The sequence below is a fragment of the Streptomyces sp. HM190 genome (assembly GCF_009857135.1).
In the GTDB taxonomy this organism is placed as follows: domain Bacteria; phylum Actinomycetota; class Actinomycetes; order Streptomycetales; family Streptomycetaceae; genus Streptomyces; species Streptomyces heilongjiangensis.
The window spans coordinates 7209025-7225307 of sequence record NZ_CP047318.1 but is presented as its reverse complement, the minus strand read 5'-3'; the positions used below and the strand labels follow the sequence as shown (position 1 = coordinate 7225307).

The following is a 16283-nucleotide window of genomic DNA, read 5'->3' as shown; positions in this document are numbered from 1 at the left end:
TTCCTCTCTAACGGGGGCGCGTGTTCAGCAGCTGCCGTCAATAGCTGCGGACCTGCCCTGTGGTCAGCCTATGGCGCGCAGCATTTCCCGCGCCCGGCGGTCCAGTTCGGCGACGTGGCGGCCACCACGTTGCCGAACAGGCGAGAGGTCGCTCTGCATGCGGACGATGACGTCGCGGGCGCGGCCGGACTGGACGCCAGCCATGGCGTCCAGTGCTTGTCCCCAGGTACCACATGCCTCATCGAGGCGTCCCTGCTGGACCTGGACGGCACCGAGGTAGCCGAGGGTCACACTGTGTGTACGGGCATACTGCTGCCGCCGGCGGGTGGCGACGCTGCGCTGGAAATGCAACTCCGCGTCGAGAGGATTTCCCAGGTCCCGCAAGGCACAGGCAGTCTCGTGGGCGAGGGAGGCTTCCTGGAAGAAGCTGACGCGGTCGGGGGCATCCTCGTTATCGGCACGTGCGAGGTCCCTCTCCGCGCGACTGATGGCCGCGAGACTGCCGCGGCGGTCGCCGCCGGAGGCCAGGGCGCGGGCATGGACTACCGCGAGCAGGGCCTTCTCCCGCGAGCTGGCCTGGCCGTAGTGGGTGCGGGACATCGAGGCGTCAGCCAGGTCGAGCGCTCTGCGTGGGTGCCCGAGGTCGACTGCTTGGTGGGCGAGGGCACGCAGGATGTGGCCGCCCAGCGGTCCGTCTGCGGCTTCGGCCGCAAGGCGTGCGGCGAGGGTGAGGTAGCGCTGGGCGGTTCGATGCTCGGAGGCGTCGAAGGCCATCCAGCCGGCGAGGTAGGTCATCTCTGCCACGGCCGAGTACGTATCCCGGCGGTGCTGTTCCGTTCGGAACCTGCTGCCCAGGAGCGGCACCGCTTCGTCGCGAAGATGGCCGGCCAGGGCCGAGCGCCCCGAGGCTCCACCGCGCTGCTGGTCCCTCGCGGAGTAGAAGGTGGTCAGCTTGCGGACGTCGTCGATGTCAGCCTGAGTCACCAGCCGGGAGGAGACTGCATAGCGCGAGGCCGCCGCGGCCGGGGCGGCTGCCCACCATGGAGAGGCAGGCAGGACGAGGCCGGCGGCCGAGTACGCGGTGGTAGCCAACAGCTTGCGTCGGTGCATGTGCAGATCGTCGCTTCCCAGCTCGGCCAGCACAGTCAGAGGGTCGACGCTCCAGTCAGAACTACTGTCAGTGGGGCCTGTCGGTCCATCTTCCAGTCCGAGGTCAGCGAGGGTGAGGCGTCGGCCGAGCCTGCGGGACAGCGTCTCACGCAGGATATGAGGCGCTCGTCCACTGGGCTTCGTGCCCTGGACCCACATGGCGATGTGGGAGCGGGAAATGGCCTCCAGTTCGCGTACACCGCTCTCCGCGGCAACGCGAGCGACCGCGGCGGCTGCTTGGGGCTGGGACCAGCCCGCTTCGCGCAGGAGCGCGGCAAGGGCGACGTTTCTCTCACGGGCCATGTACTGCCCCTCGGCTCCGAAATGATCTTTGACGCCTTTGACGGCCTTGAGGGCCGCGTAGGCATACCCCCTGACAGGGATTCGCGGTTCGCTCAACGTAGCCGCAGGATCACTCACCTTGCACCTCAGTCGCCTGCGGTGCACAGCGTTCCTCGCTCAAGTTGGCTGGATTCATCTAGGAGTTGCGTCATGCGTCCCTCGCTGGCCCTTCGCCGGGCGTGCCAACTCAGTGATCAGGGTCGGAGAAACCACGCCCTTGGTGAGCCCATCTTGCGACGGGACCCGGCGGCCTCCGCGACGGAAACGGTGGCGCTCGTGCTGGGCGAGGACTCGCCGTTACCCGATACTGCCGCCGATGTGGAGGACCTCGCACTGCGGCTGCGAGGACACGTCAGCCAGCTCGGGGCCCTGACGCCTTCGCAAGAGCCAGCCCTGCTCCGTGCGCAGCAGCTCTGCTCGGGCGGCCTCACTGATGGCTACATGCCCAGCAGGGTCCATCTGGTCAGGCTGGCCGAGGCAACCCAAGACCTTGTCGCTGCCGTGCGGGCCCACGACGTGGCCCCTGCGAAGCCGGTCCAGAGACGGCGCTGGTGGCAGCCGCCGATCAACGTGCTGCGCGGCGCGGTCTTCGCTCTCGCCCTCGCCTGCGTGGTTCTGGCCGCGTCGGTGCCCCGGACATGACCGCCGCCGGGGCAGTTCTGATCGCGCTGATTCTCGGTCCCATGGTGTGGCTGGCTCTTCGTGGTGATCGAGTAAGCGGCCGCATCCCTCCACGGGACGTGGATCCCCCGCCGAGGCAGAACAGACTTCCCCCGATCCGGTTACCACCGTGCCTCTCTCACCGACACTTCCCGGCCGCCACGGCGGCCCCGAAGCCACCCCCGGGTCCACGGGGACTACGGAGACCCACACGATGAAACGCCTCCCGCGCATCGAGCAGTACGGCCTGATCGGCGACATGCAGACCAGTGCCCACGTCTGCGATGACGGTTCGATCGACTGGCTGTGCCTGCCCCGGTTCGACTCGTCGGCCGTCTTCGCCGGCCTGCTCGGCACGCACAAGCACGGCACCTGGCAGATCGCCCCGGCCGCGCCTGGCCGCTCCGGGCCCGGAGCGGTCGCCGAGCGCCGGTACCGCGGTGACTCGCTCGTCCTCGAATCGATCTGGCGCACACCTGCCGGGTCGGTCCGCGTCCTGGACTTCATGCCGCCGCGCGACGGGGCACCGCAGGTGATCCGGATCGTCGAGGGTCTGGCCGGCGAGGTTGCGATGGTCTCGGCCATGCGTCCGCGGCCGGGATACGGCAGTGTCAGCCCATGGATCCATGAGGCCGGTGAGCGCATGGTCGCGGAGGCCGGCGCGGACGCGCTGTGGGTCGACACCTGCGTCCCGCAGGTGGAGAAGGACGGCGTCGTCGTCAGTGCCTTTGCCATCCGCGCCGGGCAGAGCGTGGCGTTCGTGCTCAGCTGGTGCCCGTCCCACGCACTGGCTCCGGAGATCCCCGACCCGCACACGGCGCTCACCGAGACGCTCGCCTTCTGGCAGGACTGGACGCAGCAGTGCACCTACGAGGGCCCCTACCGTGAGGCCGTGGTCCGTTCCTTGATCGCGCTGAAGGCACTGACCTACCGCCCGAGCGGCGGGATCGTCGCCGCGCCGACCTCCTCGCTGCCCGAGCAGATCGGCGGCCGACGCAACTGGGACTACCGCTACACCTGGCTGCGGGACGCCGCCACGACCCTGGCCGCGTTACTGGGGACCGGCTACCGGCAGGAGGCGCAGGCATGGCGACGCTGGCTCCTGCGTTCCGTGGCCGGCGACCCAGAAAATCTGCAGATCATGTATGCGATCACCGGGGAGCGTGATCTACGGGAACGCGAGTTGCCCTGGCTGCCCGGGTACGAGGGCTCGACGCCGGTGCGGGTCGGGAACGGGGCGGCAGACCAGCTCCAGCTCGACGTGTACGGCGAGGTGATCGAGACCCTGTACCTCGCGCACGAGAGCGGCGTGGCCCACTGCGCCGACACCTCGGTTCTGCACCAGCGGCTCGTCGAGCACCTGGCACAACGCTGGCGGGAGCCCGACGAGGGGATCTGGGAGATCCGCGGGGCCCGCCGGCACTTCGTCCACTCCAAGGTGATGGCCTGGGTGGCGATCGACCGCACCATCCGCCTGGCCGAAGCCGGCGCGCTCGACATCGAGCTGGCCCCCCTGATCGAGCTGCGGGCAACCATCCACCACGAGGTCTGCACCCGGGGCTTCGATTCGGTGCGCAATACCTTCACCCAGTCCTACGGTTCCCAGGAACTCGACGCCGCCACACTGCTGATCCCCCGCGTTGGCTTCCTGCCGCCCAACGACCCGCGCGTCATCGGCACCGTGGACGCAGTGCGTCGTGAACTCTCCACGTCAGACGGACTCGTACGCCGATACCCGACCATCGGAGACCACACCGGGATGGACGGTCTGACTGGAGACGAGGGCGCATTCGTCCTCTGCTCCTTCTGGCTCGTCGACGCCCTGGCCCTGACCGGCCGCCTCGACGAGGCCCACGCCCTGTTCGAACGCCTCCTCGCACTGCGCAACGACCTCGGCCTCCTGGCAGAGGAGTACGACCCCGTCCAGCAGCGCCAGCTCGGCAACTTCCCGCAGGCGTTCAGCCACATGGGGCTGATCCAGAGCGCCCGGCTCCTTCAACTCCTGGCGACACAGTCCCCCCACCGCAGCGCGGTCGCGTCTCCGTCACCCAGCTCGACCGCACGCAGCACACACCAGACCTGCGCAGACCTGACGCCGCAGCACGCCTAGCCACCCCCACCCTGACGAGGATTCCCATGCCTGACAGCGCCTTTGCGGCAGGGCCAGCCGCCGCCGGCCACCGCCGACGGCGGCCTCAGATCGACGCGTTCACGCTGCACCATGTCCACCGCGCCGTCGCACTGCCCCTAGTGCTCCTTGCCGCACTGCTGGGTGCCGCCTTCATCCTCTGGTCGGTGTCCGCGGTGGGCCCCGGCTGGCTCCTCGCCGGCCTGGTCTGCGGACTGGCGGGAGTCGCCACGCTGGCGGCTCGCGGAGCGCGAACGGCTGCAGGGGCCGTGCAGACGGCTGCGGAGCATGCCCAGGCAGCGGCACTGGCAGCGATCGCAGGAGCCGCGGCGGCCGTCGAAAAGTCGGTGCAGTGGTCGGCAGACGAGCTGTGCCGCGGGGGACGGCCGCCGCTGCCGGACCTGCAGGTGCCACCATCGGCCAGTCCGAACGTCGAGATCAACAAGGCGTTGAGTGCCCTCCAGGTGCAGGCCATCGCGTCGCTGATACGGGTGCACGACGAGTCCCAGTCCGTCGTACTCCTGGAAGTGCTGCGTCGCCTGGCCATGCGCGAGCACGCGCTGGTCGGCAAGGCGCTTGAGGCACTGAGCCAGCTGGAGATGCTGACCGACGACCCGGAGCTGCTCGCCAAGATCTTCGAGATCGATCAACTCGTGACGCGGATGCGTCGCCAGGTCGAGAGCACGGCGGTGCTGGGCGGGCAGTCCCTGCGCAGCGTGCGTCGGCCCGTTCCCGTCAAGAGCGTGCTGCGCGGCGCCGTCTCCGAGGTCGTGCAGTATCCGCGGGTGGCGGTTGCGGCGGGGTCCGTGGGCGCGGAGCTGGGCCTTCCCGGCCATGTGGGTCCGGACCTGACGCACCTGCTGGCTGAGCTGATCGAGAACGCCTGTGAGTGTTCCGATCCGGCTACGAAGGTGATGGTGCGTGCGCAGCGGGTGGCGAACGGGCTGGCGGTCGAGGTCGAGGACCGGGCCATCCCCATGCATCCGCAGACGCGGGCGCAGATGAACCACCTGCTCCAGGCCCCCGACGAGGTCGACGTCAGCGGCCAGGTGCGAGCGGGACAGCTCGGCTTGCTGGTCGCCGCGAAGATCGCCCAGTCGCACGGGCTGTCCGTTCTCCTGCAGGAGAACGTGACAGGAGGCACCACCGCCCTGGTGGTCATCCCGGCACGGCTCCTGGTAGCCATTCCCTCCATCGACGATGCGGGCGCGCCGCCCCAGGACACCCGCCCCTTGGGGCCGCAATCGCAGCAGGTTGCCGCGACTCCAGCCACCCCGAGAGCGGGGCAGGTTCCACGCACCAGTGCCACAGGGGCGCCGGAAGCCGCACAGGCAGGTCACCCTGCTGATCCACCCGCACTTCCCATGCGTAGACGCCAGGCCGGCACGTTCCGTCCGCCACACGAGCGGGAGCAAGCCCCTGTGACCGAGGCGACGCCAGGGCTCGCAGCCGCCTTCCGCACCGGCATCCAGGCCGGCGGGCAAGCCGGTTCTCCCACCGCTTCGACAGAGCACCCCAGGCCCTGAACCTCGTCCCTCCACGTTCCCGGTGGCCGTTACATCCGCTGGCCCTTCCCCCCTTTCTGGAGCGATCCCTATGAGTACCCACCCCGCGATGAACAACGTGACCGGCGACGCACCCGCAACCGAGACAACGGCAAGCGGACAGCGGGACAACATGGCGTGGCTGCTGCGGCAGTTCGCCTCCGACACGACGGGCGTCACGCACGCCGTCCTGCTCTCGCGGGACGGACTGCGGCTGCTGGACAGCGAGGTCGACAAGGACTGGGCGGACGAACTGTCGGCCGCCATCAGCGGAGTGGCCTCACTCGCGGCGAACATCACCGGTCCCACCCACAAGAAGAGGCCGGCGAGGCAGGTCGTCATCGAGCGAGACGACTGTCTGATCTTCGTCCAGAGTTCCGGTCGCAGCGCGGCCTTCGAGGGCCATCCCGGCAACGAACGAGGCGTGGTGGACACGGTCCTCGCGGTGATCGCGACCATGGACGCCGATGCCGGCACCGTCGGGTTCGAGATGGGGCGCCTGGTGCAGAAGTTCGCCCCCTACATGCAGATCCCCGTCCGCGTCGGCACGGGTGATGAGGTCCGGTGACCGCACACAGGAGCGCGGCCGAGGATTCGACGTTCGTGCGGACCTACACCCTGACGCGCGGTCGCACCCGGCCACGGCATCTGCTCGGCCTGGACACGGTGCTGGATGCCGGACCCGGGCGGCCCGGCCCGGGCCAGGCCGAAGAATGCGCAGAGATCCTCGCCCTGTGCCGGGAGCACCGGCGTTCGGTGACCGAGCTGGCGGGCCGACTCGGCCGTCCCGTAACCGCCGTCAAGATCCTCATCTCCGACCTCCTGGACGCCGACGCCCTGGTCGTCCCTGTCACCGCCTATGCCGCGTCCGACGCGCATGCACGTCCGTCTGCACAACTGCTGGCGGCCCTATCTGCCGGCCTGAAGAGGAAGTGGCCCGATGCCATCGCCTACCCCCAGGCCGGGTGACCCGGCCGTGGTGCTGCGGCCGTCGTCGCGCCCGCGTACCGGTTCACCGACCGTGCTGAAGGTCGTAATCGCTGGCGGTTTCGGCGCGGGCAAGACCACCGCCGTGGGTGCCGTCAGTGAGATCACGCCGCTGAGCACGGAGGAGTACCTGACCGAGGCGAGCGCGGACGTGGACAGCCTGGCGGGCGTCGAGGCCAAGCAGACCACCACGGTCGCCTTCGACTTCGGTCGCCTCAACCTGCCCGACGCGCCCGTGCCCATGGAATTGTTCCTGTTCGGCACGCCCGGCCAGGACCGCTTCGTCGACCTCTGGTACGACCTTTGTCGCGGAGCCGTCGGCGCGGTCGTCCTGGTCGACACCCGCCGCCTGGAAAGCAGCTTCGCCCCCGTCGGCTTCTTCGAGGACATCGGCCTGCCCTTCGTCGTCGCGGTGAACCAGTTCGACGGAGCACATCGTTACCCCCCCGAAGAGGTCCGCACCGCCCTCGAACTGCCCGCCTCTGTGCCGGTGGTCACCTGCGACGCTCGCGATCCGAACCACGTCGCTGGCGTCCTGCTGACCCTCGTTGGCCACGCCTTGAAGAGCGCATCGGCAAGCCCCGCTGGCCCCGCATCCACTACCACCTTTCAGGACGCCTGATGTCGTATCAGCCCAACGACCCCTACCGCGCGCGGCAGACCGCCCCCCTCACGCAGTCGCTGCCGCGACGTACCATGCGGGACGTCACCCATGGGCCATCCCTCCCCGCCGGCGCCGCCGTCCCCGTCCCGCAGGCCCAGCAGGCGACCGAGCTGGCGCAGCGGTACGAGCTGCTGGATCGCCTAGGCGTGCCCACCGCTGCCAGCGAGGACTTCGACGAACTGGCCCGCGACATGGCCACACAAGCCGGGTTCCTGTACGGCTTCGTCAACCTCTTCCTGGAGGAGCAGACCTTCGTCGGGCTGCACCAGCCGCCCGCGGACAGCGGGTACGTCATCGTCGGCCGCACCATGAGCCGCGACCACGGCTGGTGCCCGGAGGTCATGGCCCGCAAGAAGGCCCTTCCGCTGCACGACGTGCACGCCAGCCCGCGCTTCAGCGGCAACCCCGTGGTCGACGCGGTCGGGATCCGCTCCTACTTCGGTGCCCCGCTCATCCACGACAGCGGCACCGTGCTGGGCACGGTGTGCGTCATCGACCCCGAGAAGCGGCCCCTGAGCGAGGCCCGACGGCTGAGAGACATCGTCATCAACGCCGGCTTCCGGGTGATGGACCACATCGCCCGCGCGCCCGTCCGCTAGTCCGTTGCACGACCCCCCACCCGGGAGCCGCAGGCGATCCCCGGCCGCTCCACCGTGCGACCTTCATCCAGGGAGAGGGAGAGGACCATGCCCGCCACACCCACCACGCCGCCGCCGGCGCTGCGCCCCTATTTCAACGCCCGCCACGAACTGCTGTGGGACGAGGCGGACGCCTTCGCGGCCGAGCACATCGCGCCGCGCGCCGCACGCATGGAGGCCGCCCCCGGCAGGGTGGAGCGCAAGGTCGCCGACCTGATGGCCGCACGACGCTGGTTCGCCGTCACCGTCCCGTCCTCCTTCGGCGGGCTGGGCGCCGGACACGTGGCCAAGACCATCCTCGTCCACCGCATTGCCCGCGTCTCGGCGGCTGCGGCGGCCATCCTCCAGGCCACGCTGATCCCCGTCGGCGCCCTGCTGCACTTCGCCACCTACGAGCAGAAGGGCCGCTGGCTGCCCCGCGTAGCGGACGGTTCACTGCTCTTGTCGATCGCCGTGACCGAACCGCGAGCCGGCGGGCACATCGGCGGCATCGAGACCATCGCCGAGCACGTCGGCAACCAATGGGTGATCACCGGCAGCAAGATCCACATCGGGAATAGCCACCTCGCGGGAGCCCACCTCGTGGTCGCCCGGACCGCCAAGGCAGGCGTGAGCACCTCCCAGGCGCTGACCGCGTTCATGGTCGAATCCAAGCGCCGAGGGCTCTCAGTCGCCGACCACCGTCCCGGCCTCGGCCTGCACGGCTTCTCCGCCGGCCGCCTCGACCTCGATCACGTCCACGTCCCCGAGGAAAACGTGGTCGGAGAGATCGGCCAGGGGCTGGGCGTAGCGCAGAGCAGCAGCATCCTGTACGGCCGTCCCAACCTGGCCGCAGTCAGCCTGGGAATACACGAGGCAGTCGTGGCCGCCTCGACCGCTTACCTCAAGGCGCGCTCCCGCTACCGAGGCGCCCTCTCCGATCTGCCGGTTCTGCGGGACCGCATCGGTGACATGGAGGCCCGCCTGCGCGCCGGGCGAATCCTGGCCTATCAATCCGTGCACCTCCTCGACCAGGGCCTGCCCTGCGACACCGACCTGATCAACGCCAAGTACCTCGGCCACCAGTGGGCGATGCAGTCAACCCAGGACGCCATGGAGCTGCACGGCGCCCATGCCCTCAACGGCGACTACATCCTCCAGCGCCTGTGGCGCGACATCCAGTTCACCTACCCACCGGCCGGAACCGGCGAAGTCCAGCGCATACGCCTCGCCGACGCCGCCTTCGACGAGGCCCACATCCAGTGGTCAGAACGTCTCGCCGCCGAAGCGGCGTGGGCCCGCCCCGACCCGACGGCCGCATGAGCCCCCGTGTGCGTCGCCCCGTGAATCCAGCCGCCGCGCACGGGCCCGTGTCGCCGGCCCCCGTCCCCCGCGGGGTCCGGCGACACCCCACCCGATATCCCTCAACCCAGCCGCGAAAGAGACACCCGTGACCCCGCGCATGATGACCAGCGCACCGATCACCCCCCTGACCCCGACCCAGCAGCGCGTCGCCCAGCACCTCGTGGACGGCCTTGGCCCTCAAGAGATCGCCGCGAGGACCGGGCTGTCGGCCGTGACCGTCCGCCAGTACGTACGCGACATCCGGGAGAGCCTCCACTGCCCGCCCCGCTGCAAGCCCCCGGTGATCGTGCACTTCCTGTGCAACGCCCGGCAGGTCGCTCCGCCCACAACGGACAGGCCAATGCCGGAACTCAGTCCAGAGCAGCAACTGTTGCTGCGGGCGGTCGCTGAGCACAGCAATCCCAGCGACATTGCTGCCATAGCCAAGATCGCGCCCGCCGACGTGCGAGCCGCACATGACGAACTGCTCGACAAGACCGGGGCGGCCAACACCACCCAACTTGTCGTCTGGGCCCACGCGTGGGGCCTGCTGGGCGCCAGGCGGGCCACCACGATGGAGAGCGGAGCTAGCCAGTGAATGCCTCACCCGCTTCTACGGCCATCGAGTCCTCCCCCGCGCCTCGAAGCCAGTGCGCGACAGGGTTACCGGCCGTGTACGAGATGCGGTCGTTGCGCACCAACGCCGAACGGGACGAGGCCGCGGCCCTCGTCCAGGACCGTCAGCGCTGGCTCGCCATGCGCGGCGTGCCTACACCCGCCCGGTCCGATATCCCGGCCCTGTTCCGCGCCCCGCAGGTGAAACCGGCTGGACTGTTCGAGGACGGGCTGCTGCTGGCCTGCATGATCCCGCAACGCGGGCCCGACCTCGGATGGGGCGAAGGCCCGTGCCTCTTCCTGGACTGCGTCCACACCCTGCCCGGTCACTCCGATGACACCGTCCGACTGATCACTCTGTGGGCCTCCGACTTCGCCGCCCGGCTCGAGGTACCGCTTGTGCGGGCCGAGGCCATGGCCCGCCATCCTCTCGACGTCGATCCGATCGCCACATTCCTTCGTCGGCTCACCGACATGGGCTGGGACGTCCGCGGATCGGGCACCGGACAGCACCATGAGCGAGTCGCGCGCCTCGAACTCACCGCCGAGCTTCGGCCTGGGCTGAGCGCGCTCATCGGCTGCCAGGTCCACGAGCCGCAGTCCGCCGCCGACCAGCGGAGTATCGCGTGAGGACCGCGGAACCGCTGCGGCCGGACCTCGCCCGCGAACTCATCGCCCGCGCCGCACAGTCGGCAGCACGCCGGGCCAGACGCGTACGCAACCAGCTCGACGCCGTCCACCTCGGCCAGGACCGTCACGCTGAGCACGCCGACACCAAAGTGCTGCGCCGCATCCTGGCCGAACATGACTGGCCCGGCCACCGTCTCGTGGGCCCCGACGCAGCACGTGCCGCCTGGAGCATCGCTCTTCACGCCGACGACGAACCCGACTTCCAGCGGGCGGCCACCACCCTTTTGAAACGTGCGGTCCAGGACGGCGATGCGCGCATCCAGCACTGGGCCCACCTTCACGACCGCGCCCTGGTCAACAGCGGGCGACCCCAAGAGTTCGGGACGCAACTCGTCCTCAGCGCAGCAGGGGTGGAGCTGTGCCCACTGCGTGCGCCGCAGTTGCTGGACCAGCGAAGGGCCGCCGTCGGACTGCCGCCGATCGCCGTCGCTTTGGACACTGTGCGCCGCCGGTACGCCCTGGATCGCATTGACGGCGGCTCACCGGCCGTCGTGCTAGCGGGAGTCGCATGACGCAGCGAGCCCCGCAGGCTTCCACAGACCCGCCCTCGCCCCAGATCACTTTGCGTGAAAGGACCGTTAAAGCATGAAGCTCACCACCGCCGTCCTCGCTGCCGGCGCCGCGGTTTCCCTCGCCACCGTCGTGGTCGGAGCCGCCCGGCTGAGGCAGGACGCGCGGCACCAGGCCGAACGAAATGAGGCGACCGTCGCGCGCAACCAACTCGACTGGCTGACGCAGATGTCCGCCAACCCTGACCTCGCCAAGCTCTGGACGCCCGAGGACCTGGACGTCGAGGAGTACATGCAGCTGCTGAAGGCCAACCAGCTCATCTGCATGCTCAGCCTGCGCGACCGCCTCGGCTTCGTCCGGGACGGGCGTCTGCCGTTCTACGCCTCGAAGCTGATGGAGAGGGACGTCTGCCGGCGGTACTGGGCCCGTTTCGGGGGCCTCCGCGCTCAGGAGGCCGAGGGCGACGAGCGCGCCGAGCACTTCACCAAGGTGCTGGACAAGGCCGCGAAGAACCACCTGGCGGCACAGCCCGTAGCCGCCTGAAGAGGCGGCTGCCCCACCCCGCCCGAATCAGCCACACCCTCACCTCTCGGAGAAATCGAATGGGCTTCACTGCTGTTCCACTACCGCCCGGCAATTTCACCATCGGTAAGAAGTTCGCCTTCGAGGCCGGCCATCGGCTTCCCCGGCTGCCGCATGAGCACAAGTGCTCCCGCCAGCACGGGCACAGCTACGAGGTTGAGGTCATCCTCACTGCATCCGCGCTGGAGGATCCCGGCTTTGTCACGGACTTCGGTGCGCTCGCCCCGTTCAAGTCGTTCCTGGACACCGAGCTCGACCACCACAACCTGCACGAGATCCTGCCCTTCGAGCCCACCTCGGAGCGCCTGGCCCAGTTCCTGGCCGGCTGGTTCGTTCAAAACCTCCAATCGGAGATCCCCGGCCGCCTTGTCGCCGTCCTAGTCCGCGAGACCGCAAGCAGCTGGGCCCGCTTCGATGTGGTGGGCCAATGACCACAACCAAGCCGCTCAACCTCGAACCGGAAGCTGCCGAAGGCGAATCCCTGATCGTCGCGGAGTGCTTCGGTACCGAGGTGCCGACGTTTCAGGGCGAGGGCCCAAGCTGCGGACACCCGGCCCTGTTCATCCGCCTGTCCCGGTGCAACCTCACTTGCACGAGATGCGACACGAAGTACACCTGGGACTGGTCTCGGTTCGACCCGCACGAGGAGTCGACGAGGCAATCCGTCGCGGGCCTGGTGGCCTGGGCCACGTCTTCACCGGTCGAGCTGGTCGTGATCACCGGCGGCGAGCCGTTGATCCAGCAGGCGCGACTGGTGCCTCTCGTCCGGGGACTGATAGCAGCCGGCAAGCGGATCGAGTGCGAGACGAACGGCACCATCGCGCCCACCCCCGAGCTGGTGGCCGACGGGGTCCGGTTCAACGTCTCGCCCAAGCTTGCCAGCTTCGGCGTGAAGGAGACCAAGAGCATCGTGCCAGCCGCGCTGGAGGCGTTTGTGGCCTCCGGGCGGGCGGCGTTCAAGTTCGTCGCTTCCACGGTGGACGACCTCGACCGGATCGCCGAGCTGGCCGACGCCCACCGGCTCGCGCCGGTGTGGGTCATGCCGGAGGGCACCACCCCCGAGGTGATCACCGCGACTACCCGGGTCCTCGCGGACGGGGTCGCGGCCCGGCACTGGCACTTCACCACCCGCCTTCACGTGTTGGCCTTCGCGGACGCCCGAGGCCGCTGACCGCACGCGACTCCACGCCCCATCCGTTCCCCAGTCCCCGGAAACGAGAGACGCCCATGACGACCTCTATCGCCAGCCCTGCGGCGGCGCCGACCGCTGCCGTCGCCGGGCCCGCTACGGTCATCGACACCGGCCGGGTCTCCGGCCTGATCCACCAGCTCTTGGTCGAGCTGGGCGAGAACCCCGCCCGCGAGGGGCTGACCGGCACCCCGGACCGCGTCGCGGCCTGGTGGAGAGCCTTCCTGTCCCCGGACGGCGCCGAAACGGCCACCTGCTTCACCGAGTCCCAGCTGGGTGGTCAGCTGGTCATCGTGGGCGGCATGAGCGTGTGGTCGCTCTGCGAGCACCACATGCTGCCCATGAACTTGCAGGTCACGGCCGGATACGTGCCGGATGGCGAGGTGGTGGGCCTGTCGAAGTTCGGGCGGATCGCCCAGCACTTCGCCGGCCGACTGCAGGTCCAGGAACGCTTCACCCGCCAGGTCGCCGAATACCTCAACGGCGTGATCGGACACGAGAACATCGCCGTCGCCGTGCGCGGCGTGCACCTGTGCATGAGCATGCGGGGCGTACGGATGGAGGAGGCTCGCACCACCACGGTGCACTCGGGCGGGCGCTTCGGCACCGACCCCGTCCTTTCCCAGCAGTTCCTCACCCTCACCACCGGCCTGTGGGGGGCGTCGTGATCACCACCGCGGGCATCGACTTCTCCGTCATCGCTCCGCCTGCCTACCTGAAGAACTTCGTCGCCCAAGAGCCGGCCCGCGTCCACCACGTGGCCGCCCAGCACGTGCTGTCCGACGAGAGCTACCGGGCCTTCTTCGCTCACGAGGCCGAGCGCGGCGCCGAGATCATCATCGACAACGGGCTCTTCGACCTAGGCTACGCCCTGCCGGTGGAAAGCCTCGTCGAAGCCGCGCTGGCGGTGTCCGCGAGGGAGATCATCCTGCCGGACGTCATGCGGGACGGGACCGCGACCTTGAAGGCGAGCGAGAAGGCCGCGCGAGAGATCCGGAAGCTGTCCGGCGACGCATTCCGGCTGTGCGCGGTCCTGCACGCCGCTGACGACGACGAGTGGCTGCGCACCTACGACGCCTTCGTGACCAGCGGCTGGGCCGGGGCCATCGCCCTGCCGGCCTCGCGTCGACCGGATCCCGACGAGCAACTGTGCCGCACCCGCTGGTTGGCGACCGCCTACCTGCAGGATCGCGGCCTGGTCGACGATCTGCTCATCTACCGGCTGCTCGGTCTGGGCCGGACCGGGCACCTGGAGCTGATCGAGCAGCGCGAGCACGAGTGGATCTCCTCCGTGGACGGCGCAGCCCCGGTCATCCTCGGCGCGATGGGCGTCGCCCTGCTGCCCGAAGGGCCATACGAGAAGCCCTCCACGCCCCGCATCGAGAAGCTCGGCCCGATCCCCGAAGACCGGTTCGACCTCATCCGGAAGAACATCTCCGTCGTTCGCGCGGCGGCCGGCAGCACCGTGACGATCGCCGAGGAGCACCGATGACGCCCTTACTCGCCGACCCGACCCCCGGACTCCTGCGCGCCGCCCCGATCGAGCCGGCCGGGCACACCATGACCCACGCGAGGCTGCTGCGCTACCTGGAGATCAAGGTCCACCACCTCATCCAGGACCAGGACTGGGACAGCATCCGCGTCATCGGCGGCTACGACCGCACGGCGGTGATCTCCCGGTACGAGAAGACCGGGAAGCTGTTCAACATCGAACGGCCCACCGCAGAGATCCACGGCCGTGACCTCATCGTCAAGGCTTTCCCCGGAGCCGACTACGTCCAGCACTACGCCCTGATCATCGCCACGTATCTGGCCATGACCGGCCGCCCCGCCGATACCGTCACCTATCAGCCGCCCGAGCAGGAGGAGTGCCGAACGGCGCTCGACGCGCTCGACCTGGAACTGGACGGCGACCTGGTGATCGTCGGCTGGGGCCTTCAGTACCTCGCTCCCGAGAACGGAGTGTGGACCCGCGGACCCGGCTACGCGTGGCAACGCACCGAAGTCGCTGGCCGTCGCGTGGTCTACCTCGGGTTCCTCCACAGCATATGGGGAGACGTGGCCGGACGGGTCGTCGCGCGCCTTGCCGAACTCGGCGCAGGCGATGTCGTCTACGTCGGCAAGGTCGGCTCGCTGACCCCCGGCGTCGAACCGAACGCCTGGCTGGCGACCGGCAACACCAGCCTGGTACGCGGGGCGATGGTGAGCTGGGACGACTTCTTCGGCGACTACGCCGCCGCCCACGACGGGGTGCGCAACGGCCTGCACGTGTCCTCCCCGTCGATCCTGCTGGAGAACCGCGACTGGCTGGCCCAGCACACCGCCTCGTACGCCTTCGTCGACCCGGAGATCGGCCCCATGGGGGCGGCGGCGCGCCAGGCGGGGATCAGATTCGGTTACCTCCACGTCATTTCCAACAACCTCGCCACCCACTATCCCGCCGACCTGTCCAATGAGCGTCACAGCGACGTCCTGCGCCAACGCGCCGCCCTGGTGGACCGCATCCGCACCATCATCACCGGCCGCCTGACCGTCAGCCCGACCCACCCCCTGGGAGAATCCCGATGACGGCGAACACGCCGGCCACCACCGCAGCCGGGAAGCTGATCACCTTCGTCGGCGGTGACGGGGCCGGCAAGTCCACCCTCGCAGCCCGCCTGCACCAGGCCCTCAACGACGCCGGCCACACGGCAGTCCTCATCGGCAAGCACAGCACCGACGTCCGCCGGGACCCGGAGCTGTCCGCCTACCTCGACCGCCTCAACGAGCTGGTCTACCGGCGCGACGCCAGCGTCGCCCAGGCATGCGGCGACCACTACTGGCTGCTTGCCCTGGCCTCCTGGTACACCCTGCAGGACCGGCGTCATCCAGCCGGCCCTCGCCGCGGGAACCCACGTGATCCTCGACAACGCGCACCACAAGATCCTCGCTCGGTACTCGGTCAACCCCGAGGTCTCCCCCCGCCTGTGCGAGCAGGTCTTCGCGCATCTCACAAAGCCGGACCTGGTGTTCTTCCTGAACATCGGTGCTCGCGAGGCTCTCGTCCGCAAAGGCTCGTTCACTTCCCTGGAGGCCGGCCACGCCGGCGGCGGTGACGAGGACTTCATCCGCTACCAGGACACCGTCCTGGACCAGATGCGCGAACAGGCGGAACGCGGCGCCTGGCTGACGCTGCACGTCGCCCAGTTGGACCGCGACCAGGTCTACAAGGCCGCCTCCACTGCCCTGGCCGACCGTCTGCGCCTGACCGTCTAAACCGGCC

At 69.3% G+C, this 16283-nt stretch carries 19 protein-coding genes; 18 read left to right on the top strand and 1 reads right to left on the bottom strand.

Annotated features, from left to right (window positions below):
- Nucleotides 1–63: 63 nt before the first annotated feature.
- Nucleotides 64–1452: a Tat pathway signal protein gene (locus GSY65_RS30905; RefSeq protein ID WP_201452859.1), complete on the bottom strand. Its 1389-nt coding sequence runs from the start codon at nt 1450–1452 to the stop codon at nt 64–66.
- Between the two features lie 306 nt (nt 1453–1758).
- Here GSY65_RS30905 and GSY65_RS30900 point away from each other — a divergent pair, with 306 nt between their 5' ends.
- The 18 genes from GSY65_RS30900 (at nt 1759) to GSY65_RS34170 (ending at nt 16276) form a co-directional block, all read left to right on the top strand.
- Complete coding sequence (locus GSY65_RS30900) at nt 1759–2133, top strand: DUF6415 family natural product biosynthesis protein (RefSeq protein ID WP_236580137.1); 375 nt, start codon at nt 1759–1761, stop codon at nt 2131–2133.
- Nucleotides 2134–2365: 232 nt separating this feature from the next.
- Entirely contained in the window at nt 2366–4261 is a 1896-nt protein-coding gene (locus tag GSY65_RS30895; protein ID WP_159774763.1) for a glycoside hydrolase family 15 protein, read from the top strand.
- 26 nt (nt 4262–4287) lie between these two features.
- On the top strand, nt 4288–5805 hold the full coding sequence (locus GSY65_RS30890) for a sensor histidine kinase (protein ID WP_159774761.1): 1518 nt from the start codon (nt 4288–4290) through the stop codon (nt 5803–5805).
- A 70-nt stretch (nt 5806–5875) separates the two neighbouring features.
- The gene (locus GSY65_RS30885) at nt 5876–6391 is read left to right on the top strand and encodes a roadblock/LC7 domain-containing protein (RefSeq protein WP_055493701.1); all 516 of its coding nucleotides are present in this window, start codon (nt 5876–5878) and stop codon (nt 6389–6391) included.
- Nucleotides 6388–6792 carry a DUF742 domain-containing protein gene (locus GSY65_RS30880; RefSeq protein WP_159774759.1) on the top strand — a complete coding sequence of 135 codons (405 nt, stop codon included), beginning with the start codon at nt 6388–6390 and terminating at the stop codon, nt 6790–6792. The genes GSY65_RS30885 and GSY65_RS30880 overlap by 4 nt, the downstream gene beginning before the upstream one ends.
- Nucleotides 6793–6799: 7 nt before the next feature.
- Nucleotides 6800–7432: a GTP-binding protein gene (locus GSY65_RS30875; RefSeq protein WP_201452726.1), complete on the top strand. Its 633-nt coding sequence runs from the start codon at nt 6800–6802 to the stop codon at nt 7430–7432.
- Nucleotides 7432–8073: a GAF domain-containing protein gene (locus GSY65_RS30870; RefSeq protein ID WP_159774757.1), complete on the top strand. Its 642-nt coding sequence runs from the start codon at nt 7432–7434 to the stop codon at nt 8071–8073. Before GSY65_RS30875 ends, GSY65_RS30870 begins: the two co-directional genes overlap by 1 nt.
- Nucleotides 8074–8160: 87 nt before the next feature.
- Nucleotides 8161–9414: an acyl-CoA dehydrogenase family protein gene (locus GSY65_RS30865; RefSeq protein WP_159774755.1), complete on the top strand. Its 1254-nt coding sequence runs from the start codon at nt 8161–8163 to the stop codon at nt 9412–9414.
- Between the two features lie 127 nt (nt 9415–9541).
- On the top strand, nt 9542–10033 hold the full coding sequence (locus tag GSY65_RS30860; RefSeq protein ID WP_236580136.1) for a LuxR C-terminal-related transcriptional regulator: 492 nt from the start codon (nt 9542–9544) through the stop codon (nt 10031–10033).
- A gap of 74 nt (nt 10034–10107) precedes the next feature.
- Entirely contained in the window at nt 10108–10680 is a 573-nt protein-coding gene (locus tag GSY65_RS30855) for a hypothetical protein (RefSeq protein ID WP_159774753.1), read from the top strand.
- Entirely contained in the window at nt 10677–11252 is a 576-nt protein-coding gene (locus tag GSY65_RS30850; protein ID WP_159774750.1) for a DUF6624 domain-containing protein, read from the top strand. Before GSY65_RS30855 ends, GSY65_RS30850 begins: the two co-directional genes overlap by 4 nt.
- A gap of 73 nt (nt 11253–11325) precedes the next feature.
- On the top strand, nt 11326–11793 hold the full coding sequence (locus GSY65_RS30845; RefSeq protein ID WP_159774748.1) for a DUF6082 family protein: 468 nt from the start codon (nt 11326–11328) through the stop codon (nt 11791–11793).
- Between the two features lie 59 nt (nt 11794–11852).
- Nucleotides 11853–12263: a 6-pyruvoyl trahydropterin synthase family protein gene (locus GSY65_RS30840; protein ID WP_093593327.1), complete on the top strand. Its 411-nt coding sequence runs from the start codon at nt 11853–11855 to the stop codon at nt 12261–12263.
- Nucleotides 12260–13003, top strand: coding sequence for a 7-carboxy-7-deazaguanine synthase QueE (locus tag GSY65_RS30835; protein ID WP_159774746.1), 744 nt, complete (start codon nt 12260–12262; stop codon nt 13001–13003). Before GSY65_RS30840 ends, GSY65_RS30835 begins: the two co-directional genes overlap by 4 nt.
- Nucleotides 13004–13059: 56 nt before the next feature.
- The gene (folE, locus tag GSY65_RS30830) at nt 13060–13689 is read left to right on the top strand and encodes a GTP cyclohydrolase I (RefSeq protein WP_159774744.1); all 630 of its coding nucleotides are present in this window, start codon (nt 13060–13062) and stop codon (nt 13687–13689) included.
- Nucleotides 13686–14513: a hypothetical protein gene (locus GSY65_RS30825; RefSeq protein ID WP_159774742.1), complete on the top strand. Its 828-nt coding sequence runs from the start codon at nt 13686–13688 to the stop codon at nt 14511–14513. The genes folE and GSY65_RS30825 overlap by 4 nt, the downstream gene beginning before the upstream one ends.
- A complete protein-coding gene (locus tag GSY65_RS30820) occupies nt 14510–15589 on the top strand; it encodes a hypothetical protein (protein ID WP_159774740.1) in 1080 nt (359 codons plus the stop codon). The genes GSY65_RS30825 and GSY65_RS30820 overlap by 4 nt, the downstream gene beginning before the upstream one ends.
- A 327-nt stretch (nt 15590–15916) precedes the next feature.
- The gene (locus GSY65_RS34170) at nt 15917–16276 is read left to right on the top strand and encodes a hypothetical protein (RefSeq protein ID WP_236580135.1); all 360 of its coding nucleotides are present in this window, start codon (nt 15917–15919) and stop codon (nt 16274–16276) included.
- Nucleotides 16277–16283: the final 7 nt, after the last annotated feature.

Excerpts from the sequence above, each read along its gene's own strand:
- GSY65_RS30905 (WP_201452859.1), bottom strand. The coding sequence starts at position 1,452 with ATGGCCCGTGAGAGAAACGTCGCCCTTGCCGCGCTCCTGCGCGAAGCG.
- GSY65_RS30895 (WP_159774763.1), top strand. The coding sequence starts at position 2,366 with ATGAAACGCCTCCCGCGCATCGAGCAGTACGGCCTGATCGGCGACATG.
- GSY65_RS30890 (WP_159774761.1), top strand. The coding sequence starts at position 4,288 with ATGCCTGACAGCGCCTTTGCGGCAGGGCCAGCCGCCGCCGGCCACCGC.
- GSY65_RS30885 (WP_055493701.1), top strand. The coding sequence starts at position 5,876 with ATGAGTACCCACCCCGCGATGAACAACGTGACCGGCGACGCACCCGCA.
- GSY65_RS30870 (WP_159774757.1), top strand. The coding sequence starts at position 7,432 with ATGTCGTATCAGCCCAACGACCCCTACCGCGCGCGGCAGACCGCCCCC.
- GSY65_RS30865 (WP_159774755.1), top strand. The coding sequence starts at position 8,161 with ATGCCCGCCACACCCACCACGCCGCCGCCGGCGCTGCGCCCCTATTTC.
- GSY65_RS30845 (WP_159774748.1), top strand. The coding sequence starts at position 11,326 with ATGAAGCTCACCACCGCCGTCCTCGCTGCCGGCGCCGCGGTTTCCCTC.
- GSY65_RS30840 (WP_093593327.1), top strand. The coding sequence starts at position 11,853 with ATGGGCTTCACTGCTGTTCCACTACCGCCCGGCAATTTCACCATCGGT.
- GSY65_RS30835 (WP_159774746.1), top strand. The coding sequence starts at position 12,260 with ATGACCACAACCAAGCCGCTCAACCTCGAACCGGAAGCTGCCGAAGGC.
- folE (WP_159774744.1), top strand. The coding sequence starts at position 13,060 with ATGACGACCTCTATCGCCAGCCCTGCGGCGGCGCCGACCGCTGCCGTC.
- GSY65_RS30820 (WP_159774740.1), top strand. The coding sequence starts at position 14,510 with ATGACGCCCTTACTCGCCGACCCGACCCCCGGACTCCTGCGCGCCGCC.